Source organism: Streptomyces sp. CNX435 (assembly GCF_059570575.1).
In genome coordinates this window covers 189193-202603 of record NZ_JCANTA010000005.1, presented here as the reverse complement: position 1 = coordinate 202603, position 13411 = coordinate 189193, and the positions used below count along the sequence as shown (strand labels likewise).

The 13411-nt window shown below is 72.8% G+C and carries 12 protein-coding genes; 8 read left to right on the top strand and 4 right to left on the bottom strand.

The features are described from left to right. Window positions 1-31: 31 nt before the first annotated feature. From T328_RS11840 to T328_RS11830, 3 genes are all read left to right on the top strand, one after another. Window positions 32-811 carry an enoyl-CoA hydratase/isomerase family protein gene (locus T328_RS11840; RefSeq protein ID WP_496495923.1) on the top strand — a complete coding sequence of 260 codons (780 nt, stop codon included), beginning with the start codon at window positions 32-34 and terminating at the stop codon, window positions 809-811. Window positions 812-904: 93 nt separating this feature from the next. Then, on the top strand, window positions 905-2053 hold the full coding sequence (locus T328_RS11835) for a GGDEF domain-containing protein (protein WP_496495922.1): 1149 nt from the start codon (window positions 905-907) through the stop codon (window positions 2051-2053). 544 nt (window positions 2054-2597) lie between these two features. Then, on the top strand, window positions 2598-3329 hold the full coding sequence (locus tag T328_RS11830) for a DUF7873 family protein (protein ID WP_496495921.1): 732 nt from the start codon (window positions 2598-2600) through the stop codon (window positions 3327-3329). A 495-nt stretch (window positions 3330-3824) separates the two neighbouring features. Here the strand turns inward: T328_RS11830 and T328_RS11825 are convergent, their stop codons facing one another. Both T328_RS11825 and T328_RS11820 read right to left on the bottom strand, forming a co-directional pair. Next, entirely contained in the window at window positions 3825-4934 is a 1110-nt protein-coding gene (locus tag T328_RS11825; RefSeq protein WP_496496088.1) for an adenylate/guanylate cyclase domain-containing protein, read from the bottom strand. Between the two features lie 201 nt (window positions 4935-5135). Further along, window positions 5136-6002: a biotin--[acetyl-CoA-carboxylase] ligase gene (locus T328_RS11820; RefSeq protein ID WP_496495920.1), complete on the bottom strand. Its 867-nt coding sequence runs from the start codon at window positions 6000-6002 to the stop codon at window positions 5136-5138. A gap of 247 nt (window positions 6003-6249) precedes the next feature. On the opposite strand from T328_RS11820, the gene T328_RS11815 reads away from it, so the two are divergent. The 4 genes from T328_RS11815 to T328_RS11800 all read left to right on the top strand — a co-directional run bounded on the left by T328_RS11815 (window position 6250) and on the right by T328_RS11800 (window position 9177). Beyond that, window positions 6250-7857: an acyl-CoA carboxylase subunit beta gene (locus T328_RS11815; RefSeq protein ID WP_496495919.1), complete on the top strand. Its 1608-nt coding sequence runs from the start codon at window positions 6250-6252 to the stop codon at window positions 7855-7857. A gap of 93 nt (window positions 7858-7950) precedes the next feature. Further along, on the top strand, window positions 7951-8163 hold the full coding sequence (locus tag T328_RS11810) for an acyl-CoA carboxylase epsilon subunit (RefSeq protein ID WP_496495918.1): 213 nt from the start codon (window positions 7951-7953) through the stop codon (window positions 8161-8163). A gap of 88 nt (window positions 8164-8251) precedes the next feature. Next, the gene (gene mmpB / locus T328_RS11805) at window positions 8252-8398 is read left to right on the top strand and encodes a morphogenic membrane protein MmpB (RefSeq protein ID WP_496495917.1); all 147 of its coding nucleotides are present in this window, start codon (window positions 8252-8254) and stop codon (window positions 8396-8398) included. Between the two features lie 155 nt (window positions 8399-8553). Beyond that, the gene (locus T328_RS11800; protein WP_496495916.1) at window positions 8554-9177 is read left to right on the top strand and encodes a Maf family protein; all 624 of its coding nucleotides are present in this window, start codon (window positions 8554-8556) and stop codon (window positions 9175-9177) included. A 69-nt stretch (window positions 9178-9246) separates the two neighbouring features. Here T328_RS11800 and T328_RS11795 read toward each other — a convergent pair whose 3' ends face one another. Continuing rightward, window positions 9247-9678: a hypothetical protein gene (locus T328_RS11795; protein WP_496495915.1), complete on the bottom strand. Its 432-nt coding sequence runs from the start codon at window positions 9676-9678 to the stop codon at window positions 9247-9249. Between the two features lie 399 nt (window positions 9679-10077). Here T328_RS11795 and T328_RS11790 point away from each other — a divergent pair, with 399 nt between their 5' ends. Next, on the top strand, window positions 10078-11835 hold the full coding sequence (locus tag T328_RS11790) for an acetyl/propionyl/methylcrotonyl-CoA carboxylase subunit alpha (protein ID WP_496495914.1): 1758 nt from the start codon (window positions 10078-10080) through the stop codon (window positions 11833-11835). Between the two features lie 97 nt (window positions 11836-11932). On the opposite strand, the gene T328_RS11785 is transcribed toward T328_RS11790, so the two are convergent. Then, window positions 11933-13366: an MFS transporter gene (locus T328_RS11785; RefSeq protein WP_496495913.1), complete on the bottom strand. Its 1434-nt coding sequence runs from the start codon at window positions 13364-13366 to the stop codon at window positions 11933-11935. Window positions 13367-13411: the final 45 nt, after the last annotated feature.

Below are 13411 nucleotides of genomic sequence, written 5' to 3'. Positions count from 1 at the left end.
TTAACGCCACGACCGCCGGAGGCCGATTCGCATGGGCGAGGGCATCGCCATCCGCACGCACGAGTACGTCGCCGAGCTGGTCCTCGACCGGCCGGAGGCCATGAACGCCGTCTCCACCGAGCTGGCCCGCGCGCTTGCCGAGACCACCGCGCGCCTGGCGGCGGACAGCTCCGTACGGGCCGTGGTCCTCACCTCCAGCCATGAGCGGGCCTTCTGCGTCGGCGCGGACCTCAAGGAGCGCAACGACTTCACCGACGCGGACATGCACCGCCACCGCCCCACGTCGCGCGCCGCGTACGCGGGGGTGCTGGAGCTGCCGATGCCGGTCGTCGCGGCGGTGCACGGCTTCGCGCTCGGCGGAGGGTACGAGCTGGCGCTGTCCTGCGACGTCATCGTCGCCGACGAAACGGCGGTGGTCGGGCTGCCGGAGGTGTCGGTCGGCGTCGTGCCGGGCGGCGGCGGGACGCAGCTGCTGCCGCGCCGGGTGGGCGCCGCCCGCGCCGCGGAGCTGATCTTCACCGCGCGCCGGGTGGAGGCGGCGGAGGCGCACGCGCTGGGGCTGGTCGACCGGCTGGTGCCGGCGGGCGAGGCGCGTACGACGGCGCTGGAGCTGGCGCGGCGGATCGCGGGCAACTCGCCGGTGGGCGTACGGGCCGCGAAGCGGGCCCTGCGGCTGGGCTTCGGACGGGAGCTGCGGGCGGGGCTGGAGATCGAGGACGCGGCATGGCACCGTACGGCGCTGTCGGCGGACCGCAGGGAGGGCGTGGCGGCGTTCAACGAGAAGCGCAAGCCGGAGTGGCCGGGAGCATAGAAAGGGCGCAACGGGGCACATCCGAGCGCTTTACGCAGAGTGGTCAATCCGTCTAAATCTCTTAAACCGTGATCGATTGCCTACCCTGGACCCGTGACGGGCAACGACCGCCCCCCGGACGAACCGCTGCACGCCGTGGTCGAGCTGGCCCGGGCGCTGGCGGACGCCGTCACGCCCCGCGACACCGTACGCGCGGCTGCGGCGGGGGCGCGGCGCGCGCTGAACGGGTCGTTCGCGGCGGTGTCCGTCTGGGAACGGGAGCGCGGGCGGCTGCGGGTACTCGTGAACGACGGCGAGCGCGCGGCCGGCGAGGAGGAGTTCCCGCCGGACGAGTCGTACCCCCTGCGCGACTTCCCCGACCTGGCCACCCCTGGCCCGGCTTCCCCCGGCCCGGCTTCCCCCGGCGCGGCTTCCCTTGGCGGCCCCTGGACCGCGACCGAGGACTCCCCGGGGCGGCGCGGAGAAGGGCTGCGGCGGCGGGGGCGCGGCAGTTGCCTGGTGGTGCCGGTGGTGGTCCACGGGCGGACGTGGGGCGAGCTGTACGTCGCCCGCCCGCGCGGCGCCGCGGGCTTCACGCCGTACGACGCGGCCTTCGCGGCGGCGGTGAGCGCGGTGGTCGCGGCGGGCATCGCGCAGACGGAGCGGCTGGAGGAGGCGCGGCGACTGGCGTTCACGGACCCGCTGACGGGACTGGCCAACCGCCGGGCACTCGAACAGCAACTGGACGAGGCGGTGGAGCGGCACCTGGCGGACGGCACGGTGGTCAGCCTGGTCGTCTGCGACGTCAACGGCCTCAAGGAGGTCAACGACTCGCTCGGCCACGCGGGCGGCGACCGCCTGCTGGAACGATTCGGCTCACTGTTGTCGCTGCACGGTGCGGCGCTGCCGGACACGTTGGCCGCCCGGCTGGGCGGCGACGAGTTCTGCCTGCTGTCGGTGGGCCCGCCGGCGGACGACGTGGTACGGACGGCGACGGAGCTGTGCGCGCGAGCGGCGGACCTGGAGCCGGGCCAGGGCGTCGCGTGCGGGGTGGCGTCGACGGGCGACCCGATCGGCCCGGTGCCGTCGGCCCGGCGGCTGCTGCGGCTGGCGGACGCGGCGCAGTACGCGGCGAAGGCGGCGGATGCGGCGGGCCCGGTGGTGGCGGGCCGAGACCGCGAGGTGACGCACCTGGCGGACCACCCGCCGCGCGGCAACGCCCGCAGGTCGTTCCGGGGCCGGCGTCCGGGGATCGGGAGGTAGGGACCGGGATGGTCCCCGCACGGCCAGTGGGGAGCGCATCGGGGCCGCCCCCGCGTGCGCGGGGAACAGTCGTCCAGGTCGAGAGCGATAGGGGCCGAGCACTGCCGTGGCGCCGTGTCCCGTCAGAACGCGAGGTCGTCCCAGCTCAGGAACTCGGGCAGGCCGTCACCCGACGCGTTGAGGGGATCCACTGACATGCCTCCTGTGCTGGACACCTACAGCCCACAGATTACTGGAAGAACCGGTGTCAGTCGGACCCCTGGCCAACGGCCCACGTGAGCGACTGAGCACCTCGCGGGACACCGCTGAAGCCGTCGCCTTCCAACCGGCCCCCGCCACGCGGCGGGGGCCGCCGCCACCGCCCACCGCCCCCGGGCCCTCGCCCGCGGCCGGGCCGGGCCGGGCCGGGCCGGGCCGCCCTACGGTTGGTGACCTTCGTGCTCCGGTCCGGGGTCACACTCGAAGCCCTGCCCTATCGGTCGGAAGGGACCGGGCAGGCGTCTAATCGGATGTGCATGCGGCGCGGGCTTGTTAGGTTTGCCGTGTGCCGAAGCTGAATCAGATCATCGCAGTCGAAAAGGGCGTCAAGTCCAAGGCCCTCCAAGAGCTCACCCAGGTTCATCAGGACGTGCAGAAGCCCGCCCTGCTGGCCGGTATCTCCCGGACCTACCAGCCCAAGGACGAGGAGGGCGAGCAGTTGCCGCCCGAGTCCACGCGGGTGCAGATCAAGGCCGAGGACGCTCTACGGGCGACCGCCGGGACGTTGACGCGGCTCTTCGACGTGACCGCGACGAAGGACTGGGCGAACCGGTCGGCGGTCGCGGACGTGGTGGTCGACGGTACGGTGCTGTTGCCCCAGGTGCCTGTCCCGTACCTGCTGTTCCTGGAGAAGCAACTCACCGACCTGCACACCTTCGTGCGCAAGCTGCCGGTGCTCGACGCCTCCGAGTCGTGGAGCCTGGACCCCTCGACGGACTCGTGGAAGACGGACCCGGTGCGGACCATCCGCACGAAGAAGGTTCCGCGCAACCACGTGAAGGCCGAGGCCACGGAGAAGCACCCGGCGCAGGTCGAGGTGTACTACGAGGACGTCCCGGTCGGTTACTGGACCACCGTGAAGTTCTCCGGCGCGCTGCCCGCCCGGCGGATCAACGAACTCCTCGACCGCGTCGAGAAGCTCCAGCAGTCCGTCAAGTTCGCCCGCGAGGAGGCCAACAACACCGAGGTCACCGACCAGCGGGTCGGCGACGCCGTATTCGGCTACCTCTTCCGGTAGCCCCCACATACGCCCTCCGTCGCGAGCGGAGGGTGCGCGATGAGCGCAAGCTGAAACTGATTGTTGAAGCTGATAAGGGGTGTCAGTTGGGGGTTCGAATCCCTCTCCCCGCACCACGTGCGGGGGTGGCCCAAGCCTGGCAGAGGCGGCCCCGTGAAACTCAGATTCTCGCTCCAGTCTCAGTATTCGCCGCCGAACACCGGATCGACCGAGCGTGGGCGAACATCGACGGATGGGGGTTCAAGTCCCTCCGGCGCCTCTCTCGTGGCGCTGTAGTTCAAAGGCAGAACACGTCGATCTCAACATGACCCGCGGTTCTTCAACGCCGCCGGTGTGCGCAAATGGGCGGCAAGCTGGAGCCCGGGAGCTGGACATGCTCCCGGGCTCCGTCACCGCCGTGTGGTGTAGCCGTTTCGGCGAGCGGACCGCCCAGGTCGCCTGGTTCATCGCCGTCTCCGGCACGGCCCGTGGAGAGCAGAGTGTGGCTCGGCGCCGTCAGCCCCGGCGGCTCAGCAGCCACGGCTCCACCACGCCCAGCCCGCGCACCGGCCGCTGCCACATCGGCTGCAGCGCGAACCGGTACGAGGGCGCGTCCGCCGTACCGCCGTCCGCCGCCGCCTTCTCGGCCGCCGCGGCCTCCGACTCCGACTCCGGGGCTTCGCCGCCCTTTATCAGTTCCTCCGCGAAGTCGCCGTCCACCAGCACCGTGTCCTTCGGCGCGATCGACGTCAGCCGCGACGCCAGGTTCACCGTCGTGCCGAACACGTCGCCCATCCGCGTCGTCACCGTGCCGAACGCGATGCCCACCCGCAGCTCCGGCATCGTCTCGTCGTGGGCCAGCGTCTCGATCAGCCGGACGCTGATCTCGGCCGCCGTGCCCGCGTCGTCCGCGGCGAACAGCACCTCGTCACCCAGGGTCTTGATGAGCCGGCCGCCGTGGGCGGCGACCAGGTCGGCGGCGGTCGTCTCGAACGCCTCGACCAGCTCGCCCAGCTCCTCCTCCTCCAGCCGCCGGGTCAGCCGGGTGAAGCCGACGAGGTCGGCGAAGCCCACCGCGAGGCGGCGGGCGACCATCTCGTCGTCGTCCTGTGCCTGGACGACCCGGCCGGTGGCCGCGGCGAGCTGGCGGCGCCAGACGTAGACGAGGAACTCCTCCAGCTCCGGCAGCAGCAGCTCGACCAGCGGGTACGCGATCTCCGTACGGGACATGCCCTCCTGCGGCTCGGTGAGCCCTTCGAGGAAGGAGTCGATCTGCCAGTCCGCCAGCCGGGCCGTCGTCTGCCCGGTGGAGCGCGCCACCTGCACGGCCATGCCCTCGCTCAGCAGCCCGGCCTCCACCAGACCCGCCAGCCGGCGCAGCGCGAGGACGTCGGCCTCGGTGAGCGCCTTGGCCTGGCCGATGTCGGCGAAGCCCATGGCGCGCCAGAAGCGGGCCGCCAGCTCCATCGGTACGCCCGCGGCCCGGGCGGCCTGGAAGGGCGTGTAGCGGCGCTCCGCGCCCAGGATCAGCTGCTCGATGCGAAGTGCGATCGGGTCGTCCTCACCCTCCGGAGCCCCGGAAACGTCCGGAACCTCCGGAGATTCCGACCCATCCGCCGCTTCCAGACCTTCCGCACTCCCAGCACCCTGCACACCTTCGGCGCTTTCTGCGCCTTCCGCGCTTTCCGGACCCTCCGCGCCTGCCCGGCCTTCCGGCTCTCCCGCACCCGAGGAGCCCGCAACCTCACTCACCGGCTGCCCCCTCCCCCTGTCCGTCCGCCGGCCACCGACCCTGCCGCCTCAACGATACGGGAATTGTGGCCCAGCTCACTCCGCTTCGGCCGCAGGCCGCAGGTGCACCACGTCCCCCGCGCCCACCGGCTCCTGCATCCCCGCCGCCGTGGCCAGCACCAGCCGCCCGTCGCCGTCCACCGCGACGGCCTCCCCCGTGACCGAGGCGCCGCCCGGCAGCTCCGCCCGGACCTGCCGGCCGAGCGTCGTGCAGCCCGCCGCGTACGTCTCCTGCAGCCGGGCGCCGGCCGGGTCGCCGGCGGCGGCGCGCCAGCTGCCGTACCACCGCTCCAGCGACCGCAGCAGCGCGCGCAGCAGCGGGTCCCGGTCGGTGACCTTGGCGCCGGCCAGCGCCAGCGAGCCGGCCTCCGGAACGGGCAGCTCCGCCGCGCGCAGCGTGACGTTGATGCCGATGCCGAGGACCACCGCGTCGCCCTCGGCGTCGACCCGCTCCACGAGGATGCCGCCCGCCTTGCGCTCCTCGCCGTCGACGGTCACGAGCACGTCGTTCGGCCACTTCAGCGCCGTGTCCACGCCCGCGGCCCGGGGCAGCGCGGTCGCCACGGCGACCCCGGCGAGCAGCGGCAGCCAGCCCCAGCGGCTGACGGGCACGCCCTCGGGGCGCAGCAGTACGGAGAGGAAAATGCCGGATCTCGCCGGTGCCGACCACCGGCGCTCCAGCCGGCCGCGCCCCGCCGTCTGCTCCTCCGCGACCAGCACCGCGCCCTCCGCCGCCCCCTCGCGGGCACGCGCGGCGAGGTCGGCGTTCGTGGAGCCGGTGGCCTCGACGACGTCGAGCGACGTCCACAGCCCTCCGGTCCGCACCAGCGCCCGGCGCAGCGCGTCGGCGTTCAGCGGCGGGCGGTCGAGGTCGGACCAGCGGCTTCCCCGATCTGCACTCATGCGGCCACCCTACGGCCAGGCGTCCGCCCCGCCGCCGCCGACGCCACGCCACACGACACCGCACCCGCGGCCGTCGGCGGTACCCGCGCAACGCACCCGCCGCGGCCCGTCGACGCCACGCCGCGGGTGTGGTCAACGCCGCACCCGTGCGGCGGCCCGGCGCCGATAGCCTACGCACTGTTGGGTCCCCTCCCTCCTCCGGGCGCCCGCGTCCGGAGCGTCCCCGACGAGCAGGAGCTGCACCGCGATGGCCGAGGCGCACGAGCCACCCGCCGAGACGGCGGACATCCACACGACGGCCGGCCGGCTCGCCGACCTGAGCCGGCGGATCGAGGAGGCCACGCACGCCGGTTCGGCGCGCGCGGTGGAGAAGCAGCACGCGAAGGGCAAGCTGACCGCGCGCGAGCGGGTCGACCTGCTGCTGGACGAGGGGTCGTTCACCGAGCTGGACGAGTTCGCCCGGCACCGCTCGACGAACTTCGGCATCGAGGCCAACCGCCCGTACGGGGACGGTGTGGTGACCGGCTACGGGACCGTGGACGGCCGCCCCGTCGTGGTGTATTCGCAGGACTTCACCGTCTTCGGCGGCTCCCTCGGCGAGGTCTACGGCGAGAAGATCGTCAAGGCGATGGACTTCGCCATGAAGACCGGCTGTCCCGTCATCGGCATCAACGACGGCGGCGGCGCGCGTATCCAGGAGGGGGTCGTCGCGCTCGGGCTCTTCGCGGAGATCTTCCGCCGCAACGTCCACGGCTCCGGCGTCGTCCCGCAGATCAGCGTCATCGTCGGCCCGTGTGCGGGCGGCGCGGTGTACTCCCCGGCCATCACGGACTTCACCGTGATGGTGGACGGCACGTCGCACATGTTCATCACCGGACCCGACGTCATCAAGACCGTCACCGGCGAGGACGTGGGCTTCGAAGAGCTGGGCGGGGCCCGTACGCACAACACCACCTCCGGCGTCGCGCACCACATGGCGGGCGACGAGAAGGACGCCTTCGAGTACGTCAAGGCGCTGCTGTCGTACCTGCCGTCGAACAACCTCAGCGACCCGCCCGCCTTCCCCGAGGAGGGCAAGCCCGAGGTGACCGGCGAGGACCGCGAGCTGGACACCCTCATCCCGGACTCGGCGAACCAGCCGTACGACATGCACACCGCCATCGAGCACGTGCTGGACGACCGCGAGTTCCTGGAGACCCAGGCGCTGTACGCGCCGAACATCGTCACCGGCTTCGGCCGCGTCGAGGGCCACCCCGTCGGCGTCGTCGCCAACCAGCCGATGCAGTTCGCCGGCTGCCTGGACATCAAGGCCAGCGAGAAGGCCGCCCGCTTCGTGCGCACCTGCGACGCCTTCAACGTCCCCGTGCTCACCTTCGTCGACGTCCCCGGCTTCCTCCCAGGCACGGACCAGGAGTACGACGGCATCATCCGCCGCGGCGCCAAGCTGATCTACGCCTACGCCGAGGCGACCGTCCCGCTGATCACGGTGATCACCCGCAAGGCGTTCGGCGGCGCGTACGACGTCATGGGCTCCAAGCACCTCGGCGCGGACCTGAACCTTGCCTGGCCCACCGCGCAGATCGCCGTCATGGGCGCGCAGGGCGCGGTCAACATCCTCTACCGCCGCACGCTCGCGGCCATCGCGGACGAGCAGGAGCGGGAGACGCGGCGCGCCGAGCTGATCCGGGAGTACGAGGACGCGCTGCTGAACCCGTATGCGGCGGCCGAGCGCGGGTATGTGGACGCCGTCATCATGCCGTCGGAGACGCGGCGGCAGGTGGCGAAGGGGCTGCGGGTGCTCCGCAACAAGCGGGAGTCGCTGCCGCCGAAGAAGCACGGGAACATCCCGCTGTAAGCGGCTGTATGCGGCTGTATGCGGCTGTATGCGGCTGTATGCGGCTGTATGCGCCGGTACGGAGCGGTCGCGGCGGCGGTGTGAGGAGGATCGATGTCCGAGGAGATCAAGGTCGTCCGGGGCAACCCGACGGCGGAGGAGCTGGCGGCGGCGCTGGCGGTGGTCCAGGCGCGCGCGGCCTCGTCCGCGGCGGGGCCGCGGGGCGGGCCGGGCAGCGAGTGGGCGGACCCGGCCCGGCGGGTGCTGACCCGGCGGACGCCGCAGCCGGGGCCGAAGGCGTGGCGTACGACGTACTGGCCTTCCTAGTAAGGAGCACGGGTACGCGCCCCCGCGCCGGCCGTATCTGAGTACCCGTACTCAGGCGCGCACGGCGCCGGACCGGGACCATCGGGGGATGCTCTGGTCCGACCCTCCAGACGAGCCCGACGACGAGTTGCGCGCCGCCGAGCGGCAGTTGCGTCGCGCCGGGTGGCTGCTTGCGCTGGCGGCGGTGGTGACGATCGCGCTGGGAGTGGCGGGACCCGGTGCGCTGCCCTCGTGACCCGCGAGCGCGCCGCTACGTGACGCCGTACCCCCGCTTCCCCGCACACCCGCCCCAGGGTAGGCCGCCCCACTGACGAACACCCTGCACGACGGCTTGTGCACGCCCAGCCGCCCCCGGCGGCGGTGTCCGCGCCACCGCCTACGATGACGCGCATGACCCACCACCCCGCCCCCGGCCGCCCCGCACGCACACTCGTGCTCGCGTCGCAGTCCCCCGCCCGGCTCGCGCTGCTCCGGCAGGCGGGGCTCGCGCCCGAGGTCCTCGTCAGCGGCGTCGACGAGGACGCCGTCACCGCCGCGACCCCGGCGGAACTGGCCCTCGTGCTCGCCGAGGCGAAGGCCGGCGCCGTCGCCGCGCGGCCCGAGGCGGCGGGGGCGCTGGTCGTCGGCTGCGACTCGGTGCTGGAGCTGGACGGCAGGGCGCTCGGCAAGCCCGAGGACGCCGAGGACGCCACAGCGCGGTGGAAGGCGATGCGGGGGCGGTCGGGGGTGCTGCAGACCGGGCACTGCGTGATCGACACGGCGTCGGGCCGGCGGGCGAGCGCGACCGCCGGGACGGTGGTGCGGTTCGGCGAGCCCAGCGACGCCGAGATCGCCGCGTACGTCGCGACCGGCGAACCGCTGCACGTGGCGGGGGCGTTCACCATCGACGGCCGGTCCTCGGCGTTCATCGACGGCATCGACGGCGACCACGGCAACGTCGTCGGGCTCTCGCTGCCCCTGTTGCGCCGGCTGCTCGCGGAGTTGGGCGTGCAGATCACCGATCTGTGGGCATAGGGCGCGTCAGGTCGCGTCCCACGCGCCTCCACGTCCCACGCGCGCCAAGGCGCCTCCAGCGCGCGCCCGTCAGGCCGCCGGCGCCGGCTCCGCGCCGCCCTCCGCCTGCCCTGCGGCGGCGCCCTCGCCCGTCAACGTCAGCACGATCAGCCCGAATACGACCATCAGCCCCGCGAACGCCGCCCAGCCCACCAGCCCCACGGCCACCGCCGCCAGCACCGCGTGCAGCACCGCGCAGCTCACCAGCAGGATCCGCCCGGCGCGCCCGGGGGCCCGGTCCCGTACCGCGACGGACAGCGAAACCGCCCCGCAGCACAGCAAATAGAGCCCGATCGCGACGCCCGCCCCGCGCGTGGAGCCGGACATGACGCCGGAGTCGAGGCCGGCGAGGGACATGTCCTGACGGTCGACGACCGAGCCCAGGATGAAGTGCACGACGGCCAGCCCGACCGCCTCCACGAGCAGCGCGGCACCAGCCACCGCCGCCCCGGTTCTGCGCATTGCCGCTGCCACCCCCTCACCAGGTCCGATCGGCTCACTCACGCTACTGATGGGTAGTTGAGGGCGGCAAGGGTTCGCGCACGATGGACACGCGACGCGCACGCGAGCGACACGTGACAAGATCCCGGCCGGAAGGGCGACCCGAAAAGATTCCGTCTCCCCTTCGTATGGTTCCCACAAAAGGAGGCCCCGTCCATCTGCTCAACGTGCACGAGACGCTGGCCACACGCCGGATTCGCGCGCGCGTCGGCGGATGCGGCGTACCTTGGGAACTCAGGGCTTCGGGCCCGAGTGCGGCGGCGCGGATCATCTCTGTGTGGGCAAGCTCACCTCCGGGATCCCGCAGCGCAGAGGTGTCGCCATTACCTAAAATCTCGGTGTTCCGAGAAGGGAGCCAATGTGCGCAAGGTGCTCATCGCCAACCGCGGCGAAATCGCCGTCCGGGTCGCCCGCGCCTGCCGGGACGCCGGGATCGCGAGCGTGGCCGTCTACGCCGCGCCGGACCGGGACGCGCTGCACGTCCGCGTGGCCGACGAGGCTTTCGCGCTCGGCGGTGACACTCCGGCCACAAGCTACCTCGACGTCGGCAAGGTGCTGCGGGCCGCCAAGGACTCGGGCGCGGACGCCGTCCACCCCGGGTACGGCTTCCTGTCGGAGAACGCCGACTTCGCCCAGGCCGTCCTCGACGCCGGCCTGACCTGGATCGGCCCGCCGCCGCAGGCGATCCGCGACCTCGGCGACAAGGTCTCCGCCCGGCACATCGCCCAGCGCGCCGGCGCGCCGCTGGTCGCCGGCACGAAGGACCCGGTCGCGGGCGTCGGGGAGGTCAGCGCGTTCGCGGAGGAGTACGGGCTGCCGATCGCCATCAAGGCCGCTTTCGGCGGCGGCGGTAGGGGGCTGAAGGTCGCCCGTACCCTCGAAGAGATCCCCGAGCTGTACGAGTCGGCGGTGCGCGAGGCCATCGCCGCGTTCGGCCGCGGCGAGTGCTTCGTCGAGCGGTATCTCGACCGGCCGCGGCACGTGGAGACGCAGTGCCTCGCGGACAAGCACGGGAACGTCGTCGTGGTCTCCACCCGGGACTGCTCGCTGCAGCGCCGCCACCAGAAGCTGGTGGAGGAGGCGCCGGCGCCGTTCCTGTCCCCCAGGCAGAACGCCGAGCTGTACCGCGCGTCGAAGGCGATCCTGAAGGAGGCGCGCTACGAGGGCGCGGGCACCTGCGAGTTCCTCGTCGGCCAGGACGGCACGATCTCCTTCCTGGAGGTCAACACCCGGCTGCAGGTGGAACACCCGGTGACCGAGGAGGTCACGGGCATCGACCTGGTGCGGGAGATGTTCCGTATCGCCGACGGCGAGGAACTGGGGTATGACGACCCGCCGGTGCGCGGTCACTCCTTCGAGTTCCGTATCAACGGCGAGGACGCCGGGCGCAATTTCCTGCCCGCACCCGGCACGGTGACGGCCTTCGAGCCGCCGGCCGGACCCGGCGTGCGGCTGGACGCGGGCGTGGAGTCGGGCAGTGTGATCGGCCCGGCGTGGGATTCGCTGCTGGCCAAGCTGATCGTCACCGGCGCCACCCGGCGGCAGGCGCTGCAGCGCGCGGCGCGCGCGCTGGACGAGTTCACGGTGTCCGGGATGGCGACGGTGCTGCCGTTCCACCGTGCGGTGGTACGGGATCCGGCGTTCGCGCCGGCCGCGGCGGTCGAGCCGTTCAGCGTCCACACCCGGTGGATCGAGACGGAGTTCGCGGGCGGCATCGCCCCGTTCGCCGGCGGTGCGGACGCCGAGGCGGCGGAGGAGAGCCGCGAGACGCTGGTCGTCGAGGTCGGCGGCAAGCGTCTGGAGGTCTCGCTCCCGTCGTCGCTCGGCGCGGTCGCGTCGGCAGCGGGCGGGCGGGCGAAGCCGAAGCGGCGGGCGGCGAAGAAGTCCGGCTCGGCGGTCTCGGGCGACGCGCTGGCGTCGCCGATGCAGGGCACGATCGTGAAGGTGGCGGTCGAGGAGGGCCAGGATGTCGCGGAGGGCGATCTCGTGATCGTGCTGGAGGCGATGAAGATGGAGCAGCCCATCAACGCCCACCGCGCCGGCACGGTCAAGGATCTCGCCGCGGAGATCGGTGCCACCGTCACGTCCGGCGCGGTGATCTGCGAGATCAAGGACTGATCTGCGCGAGATCAAGGACTGAGTCTCCCGCAGACTGAAGTCTCCTACAGAGAACGACGGGGGCGGGCCGCCCGCGGACCCGCCCCCCGCTACGAGGTCAGCCCTTGCGCGGTACGCCCCGGGCCGAGGTCATCAGCAGCAGCGCGACCGCGGAGAACGCCGCCGCGGCCGTGAACGCCGCGCCCGCCCCGTCGAAGAACGTGTGTCCCGCGGAGTTCCGCACGCCCGCGTCGAAGACGGAGACGAGCACGGACAGGCCCAGGCTGCCGCCGACGTACTGCATCGTCTGCAGCAGCCCGGAGGCCGACCCCGCGTCCGCGGGCTCGACGCCGCTGAGGATCAGGGTGGTCAGCTGCATCATGGTCAGCCCGACCCCGATACCCATGAGCGCCAGCGGCCCCAGCAGCCCTTCGGCGTAGCCGGAGCCGGCGTCGAGCCGGCTGAGCCACAGGATGCCCGCGGTGTTGAGCGCCAGCCCGGCTACCGCGGTGCGCTTCGGCCCGAACCTGGCCTGCGCGCGCGGCGCGAAGCGCGAGGCGGCGAAGAGCGGCAGCGTGAGCGCCAGGAAGGCCAGGCCCGCGCGGAACGGGCTGAAGTCGAGGAACCGCTGCAGATACTGCGTGGTGATGTAGAAGACACCGAACATCCCGGCGGGGATCATCAGCATCGTGGCGTACGAGACCGACCGGTTGCGGTCGGCGAAGAGCCGCAGCACCACCAGCGGCCGGCGGACGCGGAGTTCCACGGCGAGGAAACCGCCGAGGAGCGCCGCCGCGGCGGCGAAGGCGCCGAGGGCGAGCCCGTCGCCCCAGCTCTGCTCTGCGGTGCGGATGAAGGCGTAGACGAGCGACGTCATGCCCAGCGTGCCGAGCAGCGCGCCGAGGACGTCGAACGAGCCGCGCTGACGCGGGGTTTCGTCGAGGTGACGGGGTGCGAGCCAGGCGATGGCGAGGCCCACGGGCAGGTTGATCAGGAACACCCAGTGCCAGGACGCGATGTCGGTGAGCGCCCCGCCGAGCACCAGCCCGAGCGCCGCGCCGGCGCCGCTGACCGAGGCGAAGACGCTGAGCGCGCGGGCGCGTTGGCGGCCTTCGGGGAAGGTGGTGGCGATCAGCGCGAGGGTGCTGGGCGCGGCGAGCGCGGCGGCGACCCCCTGGGCGGTACGGGCGAAGAGCAGCCAGCCGCCGCTGGGCGCGACGCCGGCGAGGAGGGAGGCGGCGGTGAAGGCGAGCACGCCGGTGACGAGCGCGCGGCGGCGGCCTATGCGGTCGCCTATACGGCTGCCGAGGAGCAGCAGGCCGCCGAAGGCGAGCGTGTAGAGGTTGAGGATCCAGGACATCCGGGTCGAGGAGAAGCCGAGGTCGACCGCGATGTCGGGCAGTGCGACGTTCACCACCGTGGCGTCGACCAGGAACATCAGCTGGGTGGCGACGATCGCGGTGAGCGCGAGCCCCGGCCGCCGGGCGCCGCGGGGGCCGCGGGTGCGGCCGCGGGCGTCCTGGCCCGTGGGTGTGCGCAGGGATGTGGACACAGACGTGCCTCCGATGGAGAATGAAGTGGAGGGTGACTCCGCTTC

Excerpts from the sequence above, each read along its gene's own strand:
- T328_RS11840 (WP_496495923.1), top strand. The coding sequence starts at position 32 with ATGGGCGAGGGCATCGCCATCCGCACGCACGAGTACGTCGCCGAGCTG.
- T328_RS11820 (WP_496495920.1), bottom strand. The coding sequence starts at position 6,002 with ATGAGTGCAGATCGGGGAAGCCGCTGGTCCGACCTCGACCGCCCGCCG.
- T328_RS11815 (WP_496495919.1), top strand. The coding sequence starts at position 6,250 with ATGGCCGAGGCGCACGAGCCACCCGCCGAGACGGCGGACATCCACACG.
- T328_RS11810 (WP_496495918.1), top strand. The coding sequence starts at position 7,951 with ATGTCCGAGGAGATCAAGGTCGTCCGGGGCAACCCGACGGCGGAGGAG.
- mmpB (WP_496495917.1), top strand. The coding sequence starts at position 8,252 with ATGCTCTGGTCCGACCCTCCAGACGAGCCCGACGACGAGTTGCGCGCC.
- T328_RS11800 (WP_496495916.1), top strand. The coding sequence starts at position 8,554 with ATGACCCACCACCCCGCCCCCGGCCGCCCCGCACGCACACTCGTGCTC.
- T328_RS11795 (WP_496495915.1), bottom strand. The coding sequence starts at position 9,678 with ATGCGCAGAACCGGGGCGGCGGTGGCTGGTGCCGCGCTGCTCGTGGAG.